The organism is Agrobacterium sp. BT-220-3 (genome assembly GCF_025910175.1).
Lineage (GTDB): Bacteria > Pseudomonadota > Alphaproteobacteria > Rhizobiales > Rhizobiaceae > Agrobacterium > Agrobacterium oryzihabitans.
This window is the reverse complement of record NZ_JAPAIX010000002.1, coordinates 696,754-716,833: the sequence shown is the minus strand read 5'-3', so window position 1 is coordinate 716,833 and position 20,080 is coordinate 696,754. Positions and strand designations below refer to the sequence as shown.

Genomic DNA, 20,080 nt, shown 5'->3' with positions numbered 1-20,080 from the left:
TTTAAACTCCGTATGGCCGGCGCAGATCGAGCGTCAGCGGAAATTCTGGCGACAAGGTTTCCGCATGAAGCGGATATTGCCCTGCCGTATGTCCCCATGGTTCGAAACGGGCAAGGCGTCGTGCCTCGGCCTCGTTGCCGTTGACGGGAAACGTCTCGTAATTGCGCCCGCCCGGATGAGCAACATGGTAGATGCATCCGCCGATCGATCGCCTCGACCATGTATCATAAATGTCAAAGGTCAAGGGTGAATTGACGGGCAGCACGGGATGCAGGCCCGAGGAGGGCTGCCATGCCTTGAAGCGGACACCGGCAATCGCAACGCTGTGGTTCTCCGTTGCGACGAGCGGAACCGCGCGTCCGTTGCAGGCGACGGTGTAACGGGACGGGTTGGATGTTTCGAGGCGCACCTGCAGGCGTTCGACGGAAGAGTCGACAAAACGCACGGTTCCCCCGATGGCGCCCTGTTCGCCCATCACATGCCAGGGTTCCAGAGCCTGGCGCAATTCCAGTTTCGCGCCCTCATATTCCACCTCGCCGAAGAAGGGAAAACGGAATTCCTGCTGGGCGGTGAACCATTCGGGCTTCAGGTCGAAGCCGTTTTCCCTGAGGTCGGCGAGTACATCCAGAAAATCCGCCCAGATGTAATGCGGCAGCATGAAGCGATCGGCGAGCGCCGTGCCCCAGCGCACGAATTTACCACCGGTTGGGTTCTGCCAGAAGCGGGCAATGAGAGCGCGCACCAGCAATTGCTGGGCGAGCGACATGCGGGCATTCGGTGGCATTTCGAAACCGCGGAATTCCACAAGGCCGAGGCGGCCGGTTGGCCCGTCCGGCGAAAACAGCTTGTCGATGCAGATTTCGGCCCGGTGGGTGTTGCCCGTCACATCCGTCAGGAGGTTGCGGAACAGGCGGTCGACCAGCCAGGGCAGCGGCGGCACGCCCTCGCCGGGGGCAGGAACCTGCGAAAGCGCGATTTCCAGCTCGTAGAGACTGTCGTGACGGGCTTCGTCGATGCGTGGCGCCTGACTTGTCGGGCCGATGAACAGGCCGGAGAACAGATAGGAAAGGGACGGATGCCGCTGCCAGTGCAAAACGAGGCTTTTCAGAAGATCGGGCCGGCGCAGGAAGGGGCTGTCATTGGGGTTGGCGCCGCCCACCACTACATGGTTGCCGCCACCGGTGCCGGTATGGCGGCCATCGATCATGAACTTGTCTGCGCCGAGACGCGTCTGGCGCGCTTCATCATAGACTGCGGTCGTGATGTCGACGCAATCCTTCCAGCTGGAGGCGGGGTGGATATTGACCTCGATGACGCCGGGATCGGGCGCGACGCGAATGACATTGATGCGCTCATCATGCGGGGGCGCATAACCTTCGATGTGAACGGGCAATCCGAGATCGGCCGCAGCCGCTTCCGCAGCCGCGATCAGTTCGAGATAGTCCTCGATACGTTCGACAGGCGGCATGAAGACGCAGAGCCGGCCGTCGCGTGGTTCCACCGACATAGCGGTGCGCACCGCGCCGCCGATTTCTCCGAGTGTCTGTTCGATGCGCTCCTGGCTGGAGGCTTCATCGGCCTGGAAGGAGGCTTCCGGCATGGCGCGCCCGGAAGGTTTGAATATGTCGGGAAGCGGCCCTCGCGGGATCGAGGGATCAGCCTCGTGGATATAGGGATAGGCGGATGGCGGCACGTGGGGCAGGGTGCCGAGCGGCAGGCGATAACCCACGGGGCTGTCGCCAGGAACGAGGAAAATCTTGCCGCGCCGTGTCTTCCATTTCTCGCTGACCCAGCGCTTGCCGTCCGCCTTGGCGTTCCACGCCTGAACCGGAAGAATATAACCCGTTGGCGTCGTCAGGCCGCGCTCGAACACGCGGGCGATACGGTTTCGCTCTTCAGGGTCCTTCAGTTTGGAATTGGACGGATCGACATTGTCGGGAAGGCTGCCTTCCTTGATGATCCATTCGGCCGGGTCCTCGTAAGCCGGCAGCACCAGCTCCGGCTCAATGCCGAGATGGGTGGCGATGCCGCTGAGTAGCTTCTGCGCATCCTCGGCCTCGACGCCGGCATCCGCGCCTTCTTCGGCGATCAGCGTCGAGTCCTGCCAGATCGGCATTCCATCCTTTCGCCAATAGAGAGAAAAGGTCCAGCGCGGCAGGCTTTCGCCCGGATACCATTTTCCCTGTCCGTAATGCAGAAAACCGCCGGGGGCGAAACGTTCACGCAGGCGGCGGATCAAGGCGTCCGCCTTTTCGCGTTTCGTCGGCCCCACCGCCCCGGTGTTCCACTCCTCGGATTCGAAGTCGTCGATGGAGACGAAGGTCGGCTCGCCGCCCATGGTCAGCCTGACGTCGTGGGCGTTCAGAACCTGATCGACCTTTTCGCCGAGCGCGTTGAGGCTCTCCCAGCTTTCGTCTGAAAAGGGCTTGGTGATGCGCGGGGTTTCGGCAACGCGCCGGACCTGCATGTCGAAAGCGAATTCCGTGTTCGCCTCGCCGAAATAACCGCCGGAAATCGGCGCGGCATTGCGATAATGCGGTGTGGCCGCCAAGGGAATATGGCTTTCGCCTGTGAGAAGCCCGGACGTGGGATCAAGGCCAATCCAGCCGGCGCCCGGCATATAAACCTCGGCCCAGGCGTGCAGATCGGTGAAATCCACTTCGGTGCCGGATGGACCGTCCAGTGCCTTGAGATCGGGGGTGAGCTGAATGAGGTATCCCGACACGAAACGCGCAGCAAGGCCGAGATGTCTCAATATCTGGACGAACAGCCAGCTGGTGTCGCGGCATGAACCCTTGCCGGAGGCCAGCGTTTCTTCCGGGGTCTGAACACCCGGCTCCATGCGGATGACGTAACCGATTTCCTGTTGCAGACGGGCATTGAGACCAACGACCATATCCACCGTCGGCTGTCCGGGTGTGTGGTCCACGGTGGCCATGAAGGCGGAAAGCAGAGGGCCGGTCGGTTCCGGTTTCATGTAGATCGAGAGATCGTCCCGCAGTTCCTGCGGATAGTCGAACGGCCACTTGGTCGCCTCTTCCTCGACAAAGAAATCGAACGGGTTGTAAACCGTCATATCGGCGACAAGATCGACCTCGATCTTGAACTCCGTTGTCGGCTCGGGAAAAACGAACCGGGCGAGGTAGTTGCCGTATGGGTCCTGCTGCAGGTTCACGAAGTGGTTGGAGGGCGAAACCTTGAGCGAGTGGCTGATGACGCGGGTTCTGGAATGGGAGGCGGGCTTCAATCTTATGATCTGTGGTCCAAGGCGAACCGGATTGTCATATTTATAATGCGTCAGATGATAGATGCTCGCTTTGATCGCCATTAATCTGCCTTGCCCGGTTTTTCCGGTTTATGCGGTTTGTCCGCCCCTCTGAAATTATTCGGATTTTGTGCAATGCAGGAAAAGAAAGCAAGGATCATTTCCGGGGGCCATCGCATTGTTGGTAAAGGCCGCGATGTTTGCCTGCGCAGAGAATTGCCCGGGCTTTTCAACCGCCGCCACAGTGATTTCGACGGGATTGTAGACAAGGTCGAACGGCGTGTTATTGCTTGGCATCGCAAGGCGCAGGGTCGCGGCCCGCTTTCTTTGCCGACTGACGTTTCGGAATGGAATGAATGGCAACCACGGTGACCGACGATCAGCGCAAGAGCGCGGCCAACCTTTCGGGCTTCGACCTCGATTTTCCTGCGCAGCTGCGCATGATGGGTCGTGCCTTCTGGACGTCGCCGGTGCGCACCCGGTTGATAATGCTGTCGATCGCACTTCTGGCGGTGATATTGCTCACTGCCTATGGGCAGATCAGGCTCAACGAATGGAACGCACCCTTTTACAACGCGCTGGAACGGCGCGATCTCGACGCCTTCCTCCACCAGCTGGAAGTCTTCGCCATCATTGCCGGGCTGCTACTGCTTCTCAACGTCATCCAGACCTGGCTCAACCAGATGACGGCGCTGAACATGCGCGAGGGCCTTGCCAAGGATATGGTGGATCAGTGGCTGAAGCCCGGGCGCGCCGCGCGTCTTGCCGGTTTCGGTACGATCGCGATCAACCCTGACCAGCGTCTCCATGATGATGTCCGCAACCTTGCGGAAAGCAGCACAGCGCTTTCCATCGGCCTTGTAAACGCAACGATCCTGCTCATCAGCTTCATCGGCGTCCTCTGGTCACTCTCGGCGGGTTTCTCCATCACCATCAATGGCGATCCGGTCGCAATTCCCGGATATATGGTTTGGGCGGCAATCCTTTACGCGGGTTCGGCATCGCTGCTCAGCAACCTCGTCGGTTACCGTCTGGTCGGGCTGAACGCGGAACGGTATTCAAAAGAGGCTGAACTGCGCTTTTCACTGATGCGCGCCAGCGAAAACCTGGCGGCGATCGCACTTGCGCGCGGTGAAAAAAACGAGCGGCGGCGGATCGGCGTCGATATCGACGCCGTACTCGGTGTGATCCGCGGATTGGCCATGGCGCTGACCCATCTGACCTGGGTGTCTTCCGGTTACGGCTGGCTGGCGGTTGTCGCGCCCATTCTGATCGCCGCACCGGTCTATTTTTCCGGAAACCTCACCTTCGGCGGGCTGATGATGGCTGTGGGGGCTTTCAACCAGGTCAATACTGCACTTCGCTGGTATATCGACAATTTCGGGCCGATCGCCAGCTGGAAGGCAACGCTGCAGCGCGTTTCGGTGTTTCGCAACGCCCTGATCCAGATGGACAGCGTTGAACAGCATGGGCTGGCGATCGATCTGCAACGAAGCGCTGACAATGAAAAGATCCGGCTGCAGTCGGTTATTATCTGCCGCGATGCGGGCGGGCAGGATCTGGAGCGGAGTTTCCGGCTGCGCGAGGCCGACATTGCAATCGGGCCCGGTGATCGTCTCATGATCAATGGCGAGCAGGGCGTGAACCGGCGGCTGCTCTTTGCTGCGATGGCGGGCCTGTGGCCATGGGGGCAGGGCAGGATAGAAATGCCCGAACAATCCGATACGCTTTTCATCGCCCAGCACGGCTATCTGCCAACGGGCACGCTGCGCGAAATTCTCGCCTATCCGCGCGCGCCCCAGCGATTTGCGGAGGAAGATTATCTCGCGGCGCTCACCGCATGCGGGCTTGGCGACATGGCCTCCCGTCTCGATGAAAACATCCGCTGGGACAAGAGGCTGGATTCGGATGAGCAGGCGAGCATCAGGATCGCCAATGCCCTGTTGCTAAAACCGAAATTCATCGTCATCGACGACCTGCTGGAAGGGCTGGAAAAACAGACGCAGGATACGCTGGCCGAGGTTCTGCACGCTATTGAAGGCGTGGCGATTGTCTATATCGGAAGGTCCGAGACATTTCTGTCAGTTCTTTCGCCGGCTGTGGCCCATCTGGATCATACGCCTGCCAAGGAAAATCCGGAGAAGCCGGATAGTGTTTCGCATTAATGGATCAGAGCCGCAGGTGCCATTTTTCCGAATCAAGCTGCTGCTGTTTGGCAAGGCTTATGGTGCCGTCCGGCCCGTCCTGCGAGCGCAGGGCAAGCGTGCCGGTCGCAAGGCTGATGGCGACGACGCCGGCGACCGCCAGGATGATGCGGTCGTAGCGCTGCTGTATCGTGTTATTTCCACTCCAGTCATAGGCCATTCGCACGCCCTCGCGTTTTTTGGAATCGTGCCCCATCATGGTTAACCGAAGCTTACGATGACTCTGTGATTCCTTGCTGTTTTGGAAGGGCTGCCGCGAAAAATCGGCTATTGGCTGAGGGCGCGCGGTTGTTTAAGTCCGGCGGCGGGAGGTTTGTGAAAGGATTTTGAGAGATGGACCAGCAACCGCCCGCAGATATGGAACTCACGCTCAGAACGCTTGCCATGCCGGCGGACGCCAATCCGGCCGGAGATATATTTGGCGGCTGGGTGATGTCGCAGATGGACCTTGCCGCTTTCGTGCGCGCCAATGATGTGGCGGGCGGACGCACCGTCACCGTGGCGGTCCATGAAATCGTCTTCAAGAAACCGGTCAAGATCGGCGATACCTTGTGCGTCTACACCAGGATCGAAAAGGTCGGCCGCACCTCCGTCACGCTGAAGATCGAGGCTTGGACCCGCAGGCACTATCAGGACTCCCGGGATAAGGTCACGGAGGCCGTCTTCATCATGGTTGCGGTGGATGACAATGGCGAGCCGCGCGCCGTGCGTAAAGAGGCCTGAGGCGGGATCTGCAGTCACATTCAAAGCAGATACCGAAGCGTTCGTAATAAGCTGAAAGAGCAGAAAACGCTTCGGATCCCGCAATCCGATACCCGTCCGTTAGATACTTTAGAAATATCCAATTTATTTAACAATTTTTGCGATCAAGGTATGGAGTAGGACGGGGATCAGACTTTGACCATTCCAGGTGTTGTTATTGTTGGGGGCGCTCACGGCACGCTTGCCCTTGCCCGCAGCCTTGGCGCCCTGAACGTGCCCGTGCACTATCTCACACATGATTCACCTTTGCCGGGCTGGTCGCGTTTCGTGCGGGAAACGATCCGCTGGTCAGGTCCGCGCGATGCCGGGGCGATATCGTTCCTGCGCGAAATGGCCACGAAGCATCATCTGAAGGGTTGCCTTCTGGTGCCTTCGGGAGATGGCGAGGTGCAGCTTGTTTCGGAACATCGCGAAGAGCTTTCCGCCCTTTACAGGATCGTTCTGCCCGATTGGGCATCCCTTCAATGGTTGTGTGAGAAGCCGCTGCTCTACAGACGTGCTGCGGAACTCGGTGTCAGTTTTCCCCGGACCTATGCGCTGACATCCGCCGATGACGCCGATGCGCTCGACGTCACATTCCCCGTTATCCTGAAGCCGAATATGGGCGGCGGCGACACCGTGATTTCGCGGGCGAAGGTTATCCGCGCCGATGACCGGCAGGCGCTGAAAGCTGCCTTTGCCGAGGCAAGCAGCGAGATCGGTGCTGCCAATGTCGTGGTGCAGGAACTCATTCCCGGCGGGGGAGAAAGCCAGTTTTCCTATGCGGCGCTGTGGCGGAACGGCGAACCGGTTGCCGAATTCACCGCTCGGCGCACGCGCCAATATCCCGTCGATTTCGGTTATACCAGTACCTGCGTCGAGGTTGTCGATAATGTTGAAGCGATCGATGCGGCCCGGAAAATATTGAGGTCGGCCGGTCACAGCGGGCTTGTCGAGGTGGAGTTCAAGCGGGATGGCAGGGATGGGTCGCTTAAACTCCTTGATGTCAATCCGCGCCCGTGGTCGTGGTTTGGCCTCTGTTCGGCTGCCGGCGTCGATCTTGGCGCCCTGCTGTGGCAGGTGGCCAATGATGTGCCGACCGGCAAGGTCCCTCCCGCGCGCCAAGGCGTGTCGTGGTACTATCTTGTCCGTGATGCCGTTGCGGCGTTCACGTTGAACCGGCGCGGCCAGGCGGGCATCGGCGAGTATCTGGCCTCTTTGCGCAAAATCCGCAGCTGGGCCGCTTTTGCGCCCAACGATCCCCTGCCAGGCCTGATCGATCTGCCGCTCACGGTCGGGAGAGTCATCAAAAAACGGGTTTTGCCCGGTCTGAATTCACGGCAATCGACAGGAATGCTGCTGCAATCGGTCAAACGCTCCCTGAAATACGGGGCGATAAGGGCGGGGCTGGAGGTGAGCTCTCTCCCGGCGGTTCGTTCGGCCTTTCCATCCTTTGCCGGACGCGGCGTTATCTTCACGCTACACCATGTGCGCCCGGACATGGGGGGGCCGGCATTTGCGCCGAATGCGCATTTGTCCATCACGCCGCAATTTCTGGAAGAGGCGATAGAGGCCGCACTCGAATGTGGTCTCGTTCCCGTTCATCTGCATGATCTGCCAAGCCTGCTTGCTGATGATTCCGACACGCGGTCGTTCTGCGCCTTCACGCTTGACGACGGTTATCGCAACAATGCCGAATATGCGGCCCCGATTTTCCGCAGATACGGCGTTCCCTACACGATTTTCATCACGCCGGGTTTTGTCGAGCGGAGACGCAGCGTGTGGTGGGAAACCGCTGCTGCGCTGACGCAGAAAGCTGCGTCCTTCGAGTTCGATTTCGGGTCCGGGCCGGAATACGTGAAATCCGCCAGTCTTTCTCAAAAAGCGGAGGCATTCACGCGCCTTGAAGCCTTCGTCCAGACCCTGGCGGAAGACGAGGCGGTGGAGAGGATCGATCGCGCCGCGAGGCAACACGGTATCGATCCTATCGCGATCGTGGACGAACTCGTCATGGATGCGCGGGAACTCAAGGTGCTGTCGGCAGATCCGCTCGCTCATCTCGGTGCCCATACCATGACGCATGTGAACATGCGCAGGATCGATGCGGCGCGTCTGGCTTACGAGATCGAGGAATCGACGCGTCGGGTGGAGACCTATGTGGGCCATCCGCCCCGGTCTTTTTCCTATCCCTATGGCTGGTCGAAAGCCGCCGGAGAGCGTGAGGCGAAGGCGGTGTTTGACGCGGGGTTTCCCGTTGCGGTTACCACGCAGGCCGGTGTTCTCGGACCTCACAGTCTCGAAAAGCCGACACTGCTGCCCCGCGTATCGCTGAACGGGCATTTTCAGAAAAAGCGATTTGTCAAAGCGCTGATCTCTGGCCTGCCGTTCCGGTTCGTGTAGCGACGAAAGCTGCTCGCCGTCTTCTCACCGTGGCGCCGCCATCTGATGGATGCGGCTTGAGGCGGCGCATCTGTCTATTTCGTGCATCATTGCCGCCACATGCAACACGCTGATGATCACCCCCGGCACGATGCTATTTCCGCCGTCACCGTCACCGTCACCGTGCTCTGCCTGATCGCCAGTCTCTCCTTCAATTCAGCCAGACACCGGCCGCGGCGCCAGCCGGCGGCCCACCTTCTGCCGGATCGGGAGCAAGGTAACCGGATTGTGGAAATCTTACGGCGTTGCCAACGGCTGTGAAGCAGGTGGTTCGAATACGACGCGCACGGCTGAAGCTTGAGGCTTGTCACGTCAAAAATATCCGCGAAAACGGCCGTATGCCAAAGCTTTTCCGCCGCCTCGCCCATGACGAATAATTTGTGACACAAACAAGAAATTTCCCTTGTCAGTCTCGCCATTGATGTTTAAGAGGAGCGCGCAACGCAAGCGTTCGCGCATGCGGAGAGGTGGCAGAGTGGTCGAATGCACCGCACTCGAAATGCGGCATACCTGCAAGGGTATCGTGGGTTCGAATCCCACCCTCTCCGCCACTGGTAACTACTTGATTTTAAAGTGAAATTCGCCGTTTTCGGGATGTTTCTACCCACGGAAATACCCGGCGAATCATGTATCTCACCTATCGGAAATCCGGCGTCCGCTTCCAGATCGCCGTTCCTGCTGATCTCCACTCCCGACTCGGGCGAACCCCGATCCGAATCCCGCTGGGGATGATCTCAGCCACCTCCGCGAGACGGATCGCCCGTTTACTCTCCGGTCACGCCGAGCGCCTATTCATCGCCGCGAGATCACAGGAGATGAATGCCATGTCGAAACCGGACCTTCGCGACGCCCTCATAGCCGAGCTACAGGGCCAGCTCGCCGAGATGGCCGACCAGTTCGAGGAATACAGGACGAACTCGGAGCGGCTGCTCGCCGTCGAGGTTGAGAACGCCCGACTTGTCGGCGAGAACCAGACGCTGGCGAAAGTCGTGCCGATCGGCGAATATCTGGGCGCCGTTGCGGACGGCATGGAAGCACTTGAGGCTAAGGTGCGTAGTCTCCCCCGCACGCAGCAGGGCGGCGTCGAGGATGCCCTGGCCCTCCTGCAAGATCAGATGACGTCGCTGTCGCAGGCCGTCCACATGTCGCTCGAAGGAGGTCCGCCCCGGCCACTCCTATCCGAAGTGCTCGAAGACTGGGTTGAAGTCCGCAGTGGCTTCGGTATCGCCGCGAAGAAGATCGATACAGACCGCAATCGCGTTCTGGATTTCATCGCGTTCGCCGGGGACAGGCCAGCCAACAAATATACGTATTACGACGTCCAGCGGTTCGCGAACCTGCTCGTCCGGGTGCCGGGGAACTATTCGAAGATTCCGCATCTCAAGGGTAAGCCCCGGCAAGATGCGGCGGACTATAACGACCGGCTGGCCCCTGAGGACCGATTGCCGACGCTCTCCGTGAAGTCGATCGAGGACAACTACCTCTCGCCCCTGCGGGTTCTCTTCCGCGACATCGCGGCGGAGCACAGCTTTCGGTCGCCGCTCACCGACGTCGATATTCGTATCTCCTCGGACGCGACACCATCGGTCGAACGCCTCCCGTTCGCGGTCCCGGAACTCAACCGCTGGTTCGCGCACGCGGCGAGGGAAGAGCGGGCCGACATGAAGTGGCTGCCGTTGCTCGGCACCATCACAAGCGCCCGCATAGCCGAACTGATCTTCCTTCAGGGAAAGGACATCTATCGCGTACGAGGCGACGATGGCTTGGAGTGCTGGGTCCTCGACCTGCGAACGGACCTCATAGCCGAAGGCGGCGGGACCCAGAAGCGCAAGACCAAGAACAAGTCCTCGCGGCGCCTAATCGCCCTCCACGAGACGTTCGAGACGCTGGGCTTCATCAGGTATACCCAGTCCCGTCAAGACGACGAATGGCTGTTTCCTGCCGCTTTCTACTACGGAAAACGGCGCGTCTCCGACCCTGCCGACGCGGCCAGCAAGCGGATGAACCGAATGCTCAAGGACGTCGGTATTCATGAGAGGCAGGTGCAGGTGTTTCACTCCACCCGCCACACCGCAAAGGACATCATGCGGATGGCTCGCGTAGGTGAGCGAACCCATGATCTTCAAACGGGGCATACACTCGACACTGTCTCGAAGCGCTACGGCCTGAAGCATCTCGGACAGCAGGAGCTTGAAGTGCTGCGCAGCCTGCCACTCCCCGAAGGTCTTGACCTCACCCCTTACATGAAAGAGGACGCGCCCTCATCGTGAACCGGTGCCGTCACCTCGCGGGGGCTTCAGCCCCCTGCCGCGCTTTGCTTGGCCTCCCCCACCCTCATTGGCGGGGGCCTAGTCCGGTGCAGGGCTCAGATGCGGCCAAGAGGCCTTTCTAAGGCCTGCACCGGGGTGCGGTAGGATATGGTCGCTCCGGCCCGTCAATCGAAATAGACACGCACCGGGTCGCTACGCTCCCGCACCACTGCGCATCGATTTCCATTGACCGCCCTTCCGCTTCGAGTGTGGCACATCAAGACGTCGCGTTAGATCTTTGTTGGTCCTCTGCCTGGGCAATCCTGGGCTCCATCCTCTGAATCTGCTATAAAACCCTTGTAAAACAAGGATTTATGGAGATTTCCATGGAAACCACGACGACAACAATCCGAGGCATCGCGTTCGACGTGCTGGTGACGGAAACGACGCACCGGGACGCGCGCGGCGTCCTCTTCTATCTGGCCGTGATCACCGTCCGCAGTCGCAAGACAGGCGTCGAGAAGGTCGCCCGCCGCTCCCGCATTCCGGGCACAGGGAAGACCCTCGCTCGCGATGTCCAACGACTGGGTGTCCGCGCACTCGACAAGCTCGCAGCATGAGGGAGGCGACGGACATGCAGTTGCAATACATCTACGAGACGACATTTCCGTGGGAGCCGGACGAGGGCGTCTTTCCGGGCAGCGAGAGGTCGGCCCTCGGAATGACGACGGAGCTTGTTGCCGTCCGGGACGGCCAGATCGCCGACGAGGACGAGAACGAAGCCCGCTTCGAATTGCTCATCGTTCGGCGCGGCGACGGCTGCGCGTACGCATGGGAAGTCCTCGACGGCGACACGGACAAGACGATGGCGGAAGGCGAGGCGTCGACGCTGACGGACGCGAAGAAAGCCGCCGAGGCGTCGGCGTGGCATGCTGCCGAGCGGATCGCCGGACGTCGAATCCAGCGAGCGGAAGACTGGCTTGACGAGGCGGCAGCCAGTGCGGCGGCGTTTGTAGCGGCGGAACTCGCTCGGATGACACCACGGCGCGGCAACGAATCCGGGTGAGTACAGATACGGGACGCCCCGCTAGAAGCACTGTACGGCCTTCTCTGGCCCTCCTTTTTACCCACGCGGGGCCATCAGGCCCCGTTTTCGTGTCCGACGCCTGCTTTCGCTAGTCCGTCATAGAAGGCGACAACGGCCTCCGCCAGAGCCTCGACGTCTGCCTTCGCCGAGGTGCCGCCCGACAGGAGTTCCGTGTACGCGGCGTCGAGCGCGTCGAGACGCCGCCGCTGGTCAGGCAGAAGATGACTCAGGATCGCCCCGGCGTCTCCGTGAAGTTCCATTTCCATTCCTTTTTCCTCTCACTTCCTGCCGGGGACCGGCGCGGCGCCGGCCTCGACGGCGGGCGTCACCTCTGGTTCGAATGCTGGCACCACACGCGCCGCAACCATCGCCCGGTCGCGCAGCGTTGTCCGGTCGGCACCGATGCCGAGCATCCGCAGCGCCGTCCGATCGTCGGAGGCGATCAGTCCCCGGAGCCAGAGACGAGTCTCTTCCGGGACGCGTTGCAGCATCTGTTCCCGCGCTTGCGTGCGGCGTTGCTCCGAGCGGCTGTCGAGATCACGCACGAGACGCTTCCACGGACGAGGCGCAGGCCGCAGGCGCGGCGTCGACGTCGGGAGAGACGCCCGCCCCGGCTCTGGATCGAGCCCACGCTCTCTGGCCCATGCTTCGCGCCCGTTGGGATAGCCGGCCGGCGGGTCCCATGGCGATCGTCGAGGGCGGAGCCGTGGAAGGTCGAACGCCGGAGCCGGGACCGGCGGCGCAAGGGCGAGCACGACGGAGAGCAGGGCCAGAAGCTGGAGCATGATCTTGCCCGCTGGATCGCCCCGGCGCTCCCGGCGTCGAGCGAGTTCGAGCCGCATGTGGTCGGCGCACGTTCGACGCCGCCGCTTCTTCTCTGCCGAATCCTTGCTCATGCCGACGCCTCCAACCTCCCAACAGCATGCGCGCCGGCCGGATTCCGGGCAAACCTGCGCGGGCGTCGCGACGCCCGCACGAAGGATTCGACGCCGATTCCGGGCAGGTTAGGATACGGCGGCCTCGCCCGGACGCGCTGTACGGCCTCCGCTCGCGTCCTCATTTTTGGAAATCGGCGATTCCGGGAGATTTTCGGCCTCCGGGCACCCCGGAGCCAGAGAAGGCTCAGCGCCGCCCCGGAGACGGTCGCGGCCCGAACCCCGGCCCCAGAGACGGTTCTGGTTCCGGCGGGCGGAGACGTTGCACCTCGCGCCGCGCGGCGTCGCGCTGCACCGCTGTCTCCGCGAGAGCGCCGTCGAGAGTCCGGGCGCGTTCCTCGGCCTTCCAGCGAAGCGACTCGGCGGCGCTGGCCCGCTTGTCGGCGGCGTCGGCGCGGCGCTCGGCAGACGACGCCTGGTCGCGCAGCCGATCCATCTCCCCGGCGACCGTTGCGCGGATACGGTCGGCGACACGGCTCTGGCGAAGACCGTCGAGAGCCGTCCGCAGCATCGACGGCAATCTCTGAAGTCTGGCCGACGCCGCGCGGACCTTCGCGGCTTCCTGTCGGACACGGCTCATCATGGAGCGCGCCTTCTGTTGCTCGGCCACGGCGGCGTCATGTACGGCCTTCGCCGCATCCGTGGCCGTCTTCGCCTCCGCGAGGCGTCGCACGGCATCGGCCTGCGCGGCGTCGGCATCGGCGCGCAGCGCGGCGGCTTCCGACGCCGCCGTCGCGACCAAGGATTCCGTCTCGGACTTCTTCGTCGCGACGAAGGATTCGACTTTGCTCTTGACGACGGCAGCCCGATCGAGAGACGCCCGAAGGGCGCGGGCCTGGACCTTCTCTCGCTGCCATTCCGTTCTCGACAGGCGGCGTCCGGCTGGTCCGAGCCTGGTGAGACCGCACGGCTGGGCGACGGCGGCATGGTACGAATCCTGCCATTCGCGCATGGCCCGCTTGTATTCTCGGTCGCCGCGCTTGTTCAGCGCCTTGGAATCCTCGTCCTCGGCGGGACCAGCCAGCATCACGGCGCTCGTCGCAGATTGGCCGGGGTGGAGCGCGGTCGCGCGCATCGCGGGATCGTCGGGTAGGACGTAGGCATGAACATGCCACCGGGTTTCGTCTTCGTGGCGAACGACGGAGGACAGACGGTCGCCGTACTGCTCCCGGAGCCACGCAACGGTCAGTCTCTCCCAGCGCTCGACTTCCGCTCGCATCGCGGCGTCGCCGCGAACCGCTTCCATCGTCGCGGGATGCGAAGCCACGACAGTAAGCAGTGTGTGCTGATCCTGCCGCACATGCCGTTCCTTGCCGCCTTTCGGCGTCGTGCGGGCGGCATCTGCTGCGGCGTCGTGCATCCGTTCCACCTCGTCCACACTCACGCCGTACACGATGAGCGGTGGCGCGGGCGTCGCAACATGAAGGGAGGCGGCGGGATCGCGACGGGCTTCGCCGAAGACGAAGGACGTGGAGCGTCCCTTCGAGCCTTTGCGGGAGAAGCACTCCATGTGCACGAACTGATAGGCCATGCCTGCTCACTCCACGAAGAAGGCGACGGCTACGGTGGTTGTCCTGGCCCCGGTCGCCATGTCGCGGATGAGGATCGACCATTGATATTGCCCGGCAGTCCGGGGCCGCCCGGAGAAGATGCCCGTCGCACTGTCGAATGAGAGACCGGCAGGAAGCGGCGTCGCGGTTGCCAGCGCGTATTCGTACCGGCCAGAACCGCCCGCGACGTCGGGAAGCAGCAGCACGGACTCGCCGACACTCCACGCGTATCTGTTACCGCCGTAGGTCACGACGGGCACCTCAACAGGTGGCGTTGCCGGAGGTTCGGCGGTTACCGCCGCCGTCGTCAGCACACCCGACGACGCCGACCTCCATACGACGGACCGCTCGCTGGCGGACGCCGCATTCGCGAGCAGCGCCGCGACGATGACGGACGTGATGATGTTTTTGACGTTCAGCATGATGTTCCTCCGGTGTTGGTGGAAGAATCGTGACCGCCGGCGGAGCCGGAAACAAACCTGTAGAGACGGACTAATGCTTTTCCGCTCCCCTTCGGGGTGCTCAAAGCGTCCGCTCTCCGAGGGCGCTCGCGCGGCGCCTGGCCGGGGCCTTGTCGTCGTCCTCCAGGACGGCGAGACATAACGTGAAATCACGTTATGTCCTGGTGACGTCGGGCAACCGCCGTCACGCCGCGATGCGGCAACCATGCTCCGAGGACTGGCCCGGAGCATGAGCGGCAGACGCCCGCCGCTCAGCCCAGCAGGCTTCGCTCGCGGCGAGGTCTGCTCGCATCTTCGCCCATCGCGCCACGACGTCGGGCGCTTCGAACGGAATTTCGTCGTCTTCGTCTGTCGGTCGCGGGGCTAGACGGACAACCGTGGCACCGTCGAAGAGCGAAACGACCTCCCGGAGATCGTCGTCGAGCTCTTCCGGCGGCACTTCCTCGTCGGCGTTTCCGGGTGCCGGGACAGTTGGCCTACATGTGTGGACTATATAAGCTTCCGCGGCTTCCGCCGCTTCGCGTATATCGTCGGACGACATGACGGCCTCGCGAGCCATCTGGGCCACACGGAGCGCCTCTTCCGGTTCCGGGCCGAAGTTCTCGTCCCACATCTCGCGCGCGGCCCGCTTCCACGCTTCGATGTCGCCGCCAGCTTCGCCGAAGGACTTCGAAGGATCGTATCGCTGCACCATGATCAGAGGCTCCGCCCACGGCGAATGCCTCCACTGCGGCAGCGTCATGCCGAGCAGCATGTTCGACGGCGGCGCCTTCTTCTCGACATCGGTCGCGGCGTCGGATTTGTCGTCGTCCTCGCTGGCCGCCGTATCCGTCTCGGCTTCGCCGTCTTTCGAATCCTTGTCGGCCTTCTGCCGCTTCTTCACGCGCATCAGCCGGCCGTCGCCACGCCCGACATGGACGCGCACGACCTTCTCGCCGGCTGCTTCAAGCGCCTTCATCCAGACCTTGAACTCGCCGAGTGGCTGGCAGAGCTTGAGCCGCTGGGTTGCATGGTACAGCCACACCAGTTCGTCGGCGGTCGACTTCAGCGTGTCGTTCGGCTTGGAACAGTACTTCACCAGTTCCTCCACGGCCTCGACTTTGCCGTTGTCCTTCCACCACGCGCCGGTCGCCTCATGTGTGAAACGAAGGAAGTCTTCCCAAGTCTTGCCCTTCTCCTTCAGCACCCGCGTCGGCCAGTAGAGTACGTTGGCGTGGACGTGGTAGAGCACCGTGGCCGCACCGTATCGCTCCGACAGGTTCGACGGCTGGCCGCGAGCATGAGCCTCAGCATCGCGCTCCGCAGCCGTGGCGCGTGTGAACTCAATGCCCCGATAGAGGACTTCCACCCCGTACTTCTTCTGGGCGTTGTGCGCCCACCTCGAAATGCGCCGGTTCAGTTCCTGGATCGCACCGCGCATGTCGCCCTGAAGGTTCGGGCTGAACCGGACCGGCTCCGAGCAAGTCATGACCGCGTATCTGAAGTACTTAGAATGCTTGTGTCCGCTTATGAAGAGCTTCAGCCCGTTCACTGTCGGTCGCCTATCACGAGCGGCAACGGTCGGGAGGAACCGGCAGGCACGGTAGACGCGCTGCTGTTCGACCACGCCCGTGACCGCCCCGATAAACGTCACGTCGCCGTCGAGGACGACGTTCACGCCGGCCCCGGCCAAGGCATCGGCGATGTGCGCCGTCTGTCGTTCAAGTTCCGCCGACGCCGCTTGACGCTGCGACCACGAGACCGGGTCCATAGCCCAGCCGGTGTTCGCGCGCAGCACGTCGTCGTGGGTCTTCTTTGACGGGAACGCGACTGACGCCTCCAGCGATTGGAGAGCCGCATTGGCCAGTTCGCCCAGACCACGCAGGGCTTCGTCAACATTTTTGCTTGGACGGACATAGTTCGGCTCGGCGTCGCAGGGGTCGTTTAAGACCCCCCGGCTCACTTCGCCGTCAACGGCGGCTTTACATTTTCAACGGTCACGTTCAACATTTGAGAACACCTGTGAAAACCGCCGGAGGGTAGCGAGCCCGTTGATGGCGGTTTTTCCATGCTCGATCGTCGGCGCGCTTAGGTCAACTTCTTCCGAATTCGCCTGGGTCGAGGTATCAGTGGCCATCGCCTTTAGATTGAAAGCCTGATTCGGCCTGGAGACCTGCAATGTCATTCGCGCTTAGTGTCCCCCTCTCCGGTGGAGAGCCTCTAAACTTCACCGTTGCTTTTGGAGAGGTGGTTTTCATCTTGGGTGCAAATGGGACCGGCAAGTCCAGCCTCCTCCAACGTTTCTATGCAGCTCACCATGGAAGGGCCCGGCGCATATCTGCGCACCGACAGACATGGTTCCAATCAAACGCGATGACCATGTCGGCATATCAAAAGAAAAACACAGAGAGCAGTATCTTCAGTGAAGATACCAACCCTCAATCGCGCTGGATGGATAGCTATTCGGCCCAGCGAGCAAGTGTGGCCATCTATGATTTAATCGACGCCGAGAATGTGCGCGCCAGGGGCATCGCAGATGCGGTAGATGCCGACAATTTTCAACTGGCTCGTCAACTCTCTAAGCATGACGCTCCAATAAAAGTCATCAATGAACTCCTGAAGTTATCGAACATACCTATCGAGATTAGTGTTCGAGAGGCCGAACAGGTCATGGCCAGTAGGAACGGGGGACCACAGTACAGCATCGCGGAGTTGTCCGATGGCGAGCGGAATGCCCTCCTCATCGCCGCCAATGTTCTCACAGCGAAGCCGGAGACCATTCTGTTTATTGATGAGCCCGAGAGACATCTTCACCGGTCCATTATCTCGCCTCTTCTGAGCATCCTCTTTTCGCGACGAGATGACTGTGCATTCGTTGTATCCACTCACGACGTTATGCTCCCGCTGGACAATCGTGAGGCCCGTACCTTGCTCGTAAGGGGCTGCACGTATCAACACTCTCAAGTAGTCAACTGGGACGCCGATCTTGTAACAACTGAAACTGAAATAGATGAGCAGTTGAAACAAGATGTTCTAGGCAGTCGCCGCAAACTTCTCTTCGTCGAGGGCACTGAACAGAGCCTGGATAAGCCGCTCTACAGTTTGTTGTTCCCACAGGTATCGGTAATTGCGAAAGCTAGTTGTCGTGACGTCGAGCATTCGGTGGCGAGCATCCGGGATGCCCAGAACCTTCACTGGCTCCATGCTTTCGGTATCGTAGATAATGATCGCCGACCCGCAGCAAACATAGCCGAACTTAAAGACAAAGGTGTCTATGCCGTTCCGGTCTACGCCGTCGAATCGATCTATTATCACACCGAGGTGATGCAGCGTCTCGCAACAAAGCAGCAGGGGCTCACTGGCGTCGATGCCGGCCAGGCTTTAGAGCAGGCGAGAGTTGCTGCTGTAGCTGCGATCCGGCCCCACATCCAGCGGCTCAGCGAACGGGTAGTCGAAACCTCGATTCGCCAAGACCTCATGAGCAAGCTTCCGAAGCGCGCAGATATCGCTCAAGCGGAAGCACTGACCGTCACCATAGATGTTCCTAGCGTCGTGGCCGCAGAGGTCACGCGCCTTACAGAAGCCTGCGATGCTTCCAATCTCCAGGACGTGATCGCACGCTATCCTGTCCGAGAGACGCCCGCGTTGGACCGTATCGCAACGAATCTCGGCTTCCAGGGGAGATCGCAATATGAGAGCGCTGTCAGGAAGTTGCTGATGGACGACGGCGATGCACTCGCGGCCCTGCAGAACCTGTTCAGTACGCTCAAGGCAGACATTGACGCGATATGATCCGGTTGCGCTAATCGAATTGTTGACAAAAGGTAAGGCGGAGAATACCCACACATGTACCCGAAGGACGATTTGATCTACTAAAAATCAATAGCTTGCAGATGACATGGTAGAGAGTCCCACCCTCTCCGCCACATACCGTTTTTCCACGTAAAAGCCGCACCGGATACGTTGCATATTTGACGAGGCGGGGTATTGAGCGTCGGTATCTCTCTCGGCAATGACGCGCTTCGCGTCCAAAAGCCTGTTGTTCGCTCGACTTCAGCAGAGCCCGCAAGCCGTCCGTTCACAAAGTGCGGCCAGACACCTTGAAGGTTGGGTAGACGCAGGCATCCGCCGGCTGGGAACGTCGGCATCGATCTTATGTCCGAGCACTTCCAGGTCGCGCTAGGCGAAGGCCCCAACAAGATCGCGCAGTTGCCAGAGCGTTCATGGAGCCGGTCGGTCCGATGCCCCTAGTCGCCGTTTCACTTCCTCGCGGGCATGCTTGATTATTCCCTTCGTCAGGCTTTGCGGAAGCCGTTGTGACGAAACGATGGCAGACATCGTTACCTGCAGCCGCGGTTGCAGTCGAATGCTTTTCAAGTCGCTGTAGCGCCGGGACGAGGCTGTCAGTTCGTCCATGATCGTCACCCCGAGGCCCTCCTCCACGAAGTGACCAGCCACGTTCATGAACCGGACGTCGATACTTGGGGTGTAAGGCGCATCGCTTCGCCGGAAGGCTTCTTCAACGAGATTGCTGATGCGACTGCTTGTGCGTGCATTGATCAGCGGATAGCCGACCAGGTCGGTGGGCGTGACGAAGTCGAGGGCGTTGAGCGGACTGTGCGTGTGGCAGGCGCAAACCATGTCCAGCATGGCAAGCGGCAGATATTCCAGCGTGCGGCGTGGATGCGGCTCCATGGCAAAGCCGATGTCGGCGATGCCGGTTTCCACATATTCCAGCAGGTTGTCGAGCCGTTGTGTTTCCAGCGAAACCTCGACCCCGGCATGGTCTTGCAGGAAATGCGCGACCACCTGCGGCAGGAGGGATTCCGAAAGTTCCGACGTCGCGACAATGCGCATACGGCCCTTGCGGCCGTTTTTCAGGTGTACGGCAGTCTGGTTGACCTTCTCCTGCATCAGGAACAGGGGTTCGGCCTCCAAGAGCAGAATCTGTGCCTCCTGGGTCGGAATTAGGCGCTTGTTGACGCGCTCGAACAGCAGGAAGCCGAGCGAGGCCTCGGTGTTCTTGATCGCGTTCGATACGGCCGGCTGCGACATGCCGAGATCTTGCGCCGCAGCAATTGTGGAGCGGGTACGTATCACGGCACGCAGGATTTCAAGCTGACGAAGGTTCAAGGGGTGCCTCTGAAGACGAGTTGGTTTTGCGCTTGGA

The 20,080-nt window shown here is 61.0% G+C and carries 17 protein-coding genes and 1 tRNA gene; 9 read left to right on the top strand and 9 right to left on the bottom strand.

All coding sequences use genetic code 11. The annotated features are described in order from the left end of the window. Position 1 precedes the first annotated feature (1 nt). Complete coding sequence (locus OK142_RS09845; RefSeq protein ID WP_498682430.1) at positions 2–3,328, bottom strand: transglutaminase family protein; 3,327 nt, start codon at positions 3,326–3,328, stop codon at positions 2–4. A gap of 72 nt (positions 3,329–3,400) precedes the next feature. Between OK142_RS09845 and OK142_RS09840 the strand changes: the two genes are divergently transcribed. Further along, the gene (locus OK142_RS09840) at positions 3,401–3,637 is read left to right on the top strand and encodes a hypothetical protein (protein ID WP_137067609.1); all 237 of its coding nucleotides are present in this window, start codon (positions 3,401–3,403) and stop codon (positions 3,635–3,637) included. After that, entirely contained in the window at positions 3,622–5,430 is a 1,809-nt protein-coding gene (locus OK142_RS09835) for an ABC transporter ATP-binding protein/permease (protein ID WP_498682425.1), read from the top strand. Before OK142_RS09840 ends, OK142_RS09835 begins: the two co-directional genes overlap by 16 nt. 4 nt (positions 5,431–5,434) lie before the next feature. On the opposite strand, the gene OK142_RS09830 is transcribed toward OK142_RS09835, so the two are convergent. Continuing rightward, positions 5,435–5,629, bottom strand: a complete 195-nt coding sequence (locus OK142_RS09830) for a hypothetical protein (protein ID WP_035243262.1) — start codon at positions 5,627–5,629, stop codon at positions 5,435–5,437. Between the two features lie 173 nt (positions 5,630–5,802). Here OK142_RS09830 and OK142_RS09825 point away from each other — a divergent pair, with 173 nt between their 5' ends. The 6 genes from OK142_RS09825 (at position 5,803) to OK142_RS09800 (ending at position 11,964) form a co-directional block, all read left to right on the top strand. Further along, positions 5,803–6,192, top strand: a complete 390-nt coding sequence (locus tag OK142_RS09825) for an acyl-CoA thioesterase (RefSeq protein ID WP_035242922.1) — start codon at positions 5,803–5,805, stop codon at positions 6,190–6,192. A 174-nt stretch (positions 6,193–6,366) separates the two neighbouring features. Then, positions 6,367–8,610, top strand: a complete 2,244-nt coding sequence (locus OK142_RS09820; protein WP_498682422.1) for a polysaccharide deacetylase family protein — start codon at positions 6,367–6,369, stop codon at positions 8,608–8,610. 500 nt (positions 8,611–9,110) lie between these two features. After that, positions 9,111–9,200, top strand: a tRNA-Ser gene (locus OK142_RS09815). Positions 9,201–9,275: 75 nt separating this feature from the next. Continuing rightward, entirely contained in the window at positions 9,276–10,919 is a 1,644-nt protein-coding gene (locus tag OK142_RS09810) for a hypothetical protein (RefSeq protein WP_498682420.1), read from the top strand. Between the two features lie 365 nt (positions 10,920–11,284). Next, positions 11,285–11,518: a hypothetical protein gene (locus OK142_RS09805; RefSeq protein WP_498682418.1), complete on the top strand. Its 234-nt coding sequence runs from the start codon at positions 11,285–11,287 to the stop codon at positions 11,516–11,518. A 14-nt stretch (positions 11,519–11,532) separates the two neighbouring features. Continuing rightward, positions 11,533–11,964 carry a hypothetical protein gene (locus OK142_RS09800; RefSeq protein WP_498682416.1) on the top strand — a complete coding sequence of 144 codons (432 nt, stop codon included), beginning with the start codon at positions 11,533–11,535 and terminating at the stop codon, positions 11,962–11,964. 74 nt (positions 11,965–12,038) lie between these two features. Here OK142_RS09800 and OK142_RS09795 read toward each other — a convergent pair whose 3' ends face one another. From OK142_RS09795 to OK142_RS09770, 6 genes are all read right to left on the bottom strand, one after another. After that, positions 12,039–12,245, bottom strand: coding sequence for a hypothetical protein (locus OK142_RS09795; RefSeq protein WP_498682415.1), 207 nt, complete (start codon positions 12,243–12,245; stop codon positions 12,039–12,041). An 18-nt stretch (positions 12,246–12,263) separates the two neighbouring features. Continuing rightward, positions 12,264–12,881, bottom strand: coding sequence for a hypothetical protein (locus OK142_RS09790; RefSeq protein WP_498682413.1), 618 nt, complete (start codon positions 12,879–12,881; stop codon positions 12,264–12,266). Positions 12,882–13,107: 226 nt separating this feature from the next. Further along, positions 13,108–14,451 (bottom strand): plasmid recombination protein, encoded by a 1,344-nt coding sequence (locus OK142_RS09785; RefSeq protein ID WP_498682411.1) that lies wholly within the window; start codon positions 14,449–14,451, stop codon positions 13,108–13,110. A gap of 6 nt (positions 14,452–14,457) precedes the next feature. Beyond that, positions 14,458–14,892 (bottom strand): Ig domain-containing protein, encoded by a 435-nt coding sequence (locus tag OK142_RS09780; RefSeq protein ID WP_498682408.1) that lies wholly within the window; start codon positions 14,890–14,892, stop codon positions 14,458–14,460. Positions 14,893–15,115: 223 nt separating this feature from the next. Then, positions 15,116–16,873, bottom strand: coding sequence for a hypothetical protein (locus OK142_RS09775; RefSeq protein WP_498682407.1), 1,758 nt, complete (start codon positions 16,871–16,873; stop codon positions 15,116–15,118). Positions 16,874–16,900: 27 nt separating this feature from the next. Then, positions 16,901–17,095, bottom strand: coding sequence for a hypothetical protein (locus OK142_RS09770; RefSeq protein WP_137394981.1), 195 nt, complete (start codon positions 17,093–17,095; stop codon positions 16,901–16,903). Between OK142_RS09770 and OK142_RS09765 the strand changes: the two genes are divergently transcribed. After that, a complete protein-coding gene (locus OK142_RS09765) occupies positions 17,089–18,702 on the top strand; it encodes an AAA family ATPase (protein WP_498682405.1) in 1,614 nt (537 codons plus the stop codon). The two genes, OK142_RS09770 and OK142_RS09765, sit on opposite strands and share 7 nt — an antisense overlap. Before the next feature lie 429 nt (positions 18,703–19,131). Here the strand turns inward: OK142_RS09765 and OK142_RS09760 are convergent, their stop codons facing one another. Continuing rightward, on the bottom strand, positions 19,132–20,043 hold the full coding sequence (locus OK142_RS09760) for a LysR family transcriptional regulator (RefSeq protein ID WP_498682403.1): 912 nt from the start codon (positions 20,041–20,043) through the stop codon (positions 19,132–19,134). Positions 20,044–20,080: the final 37 nt, after the last annotated feature.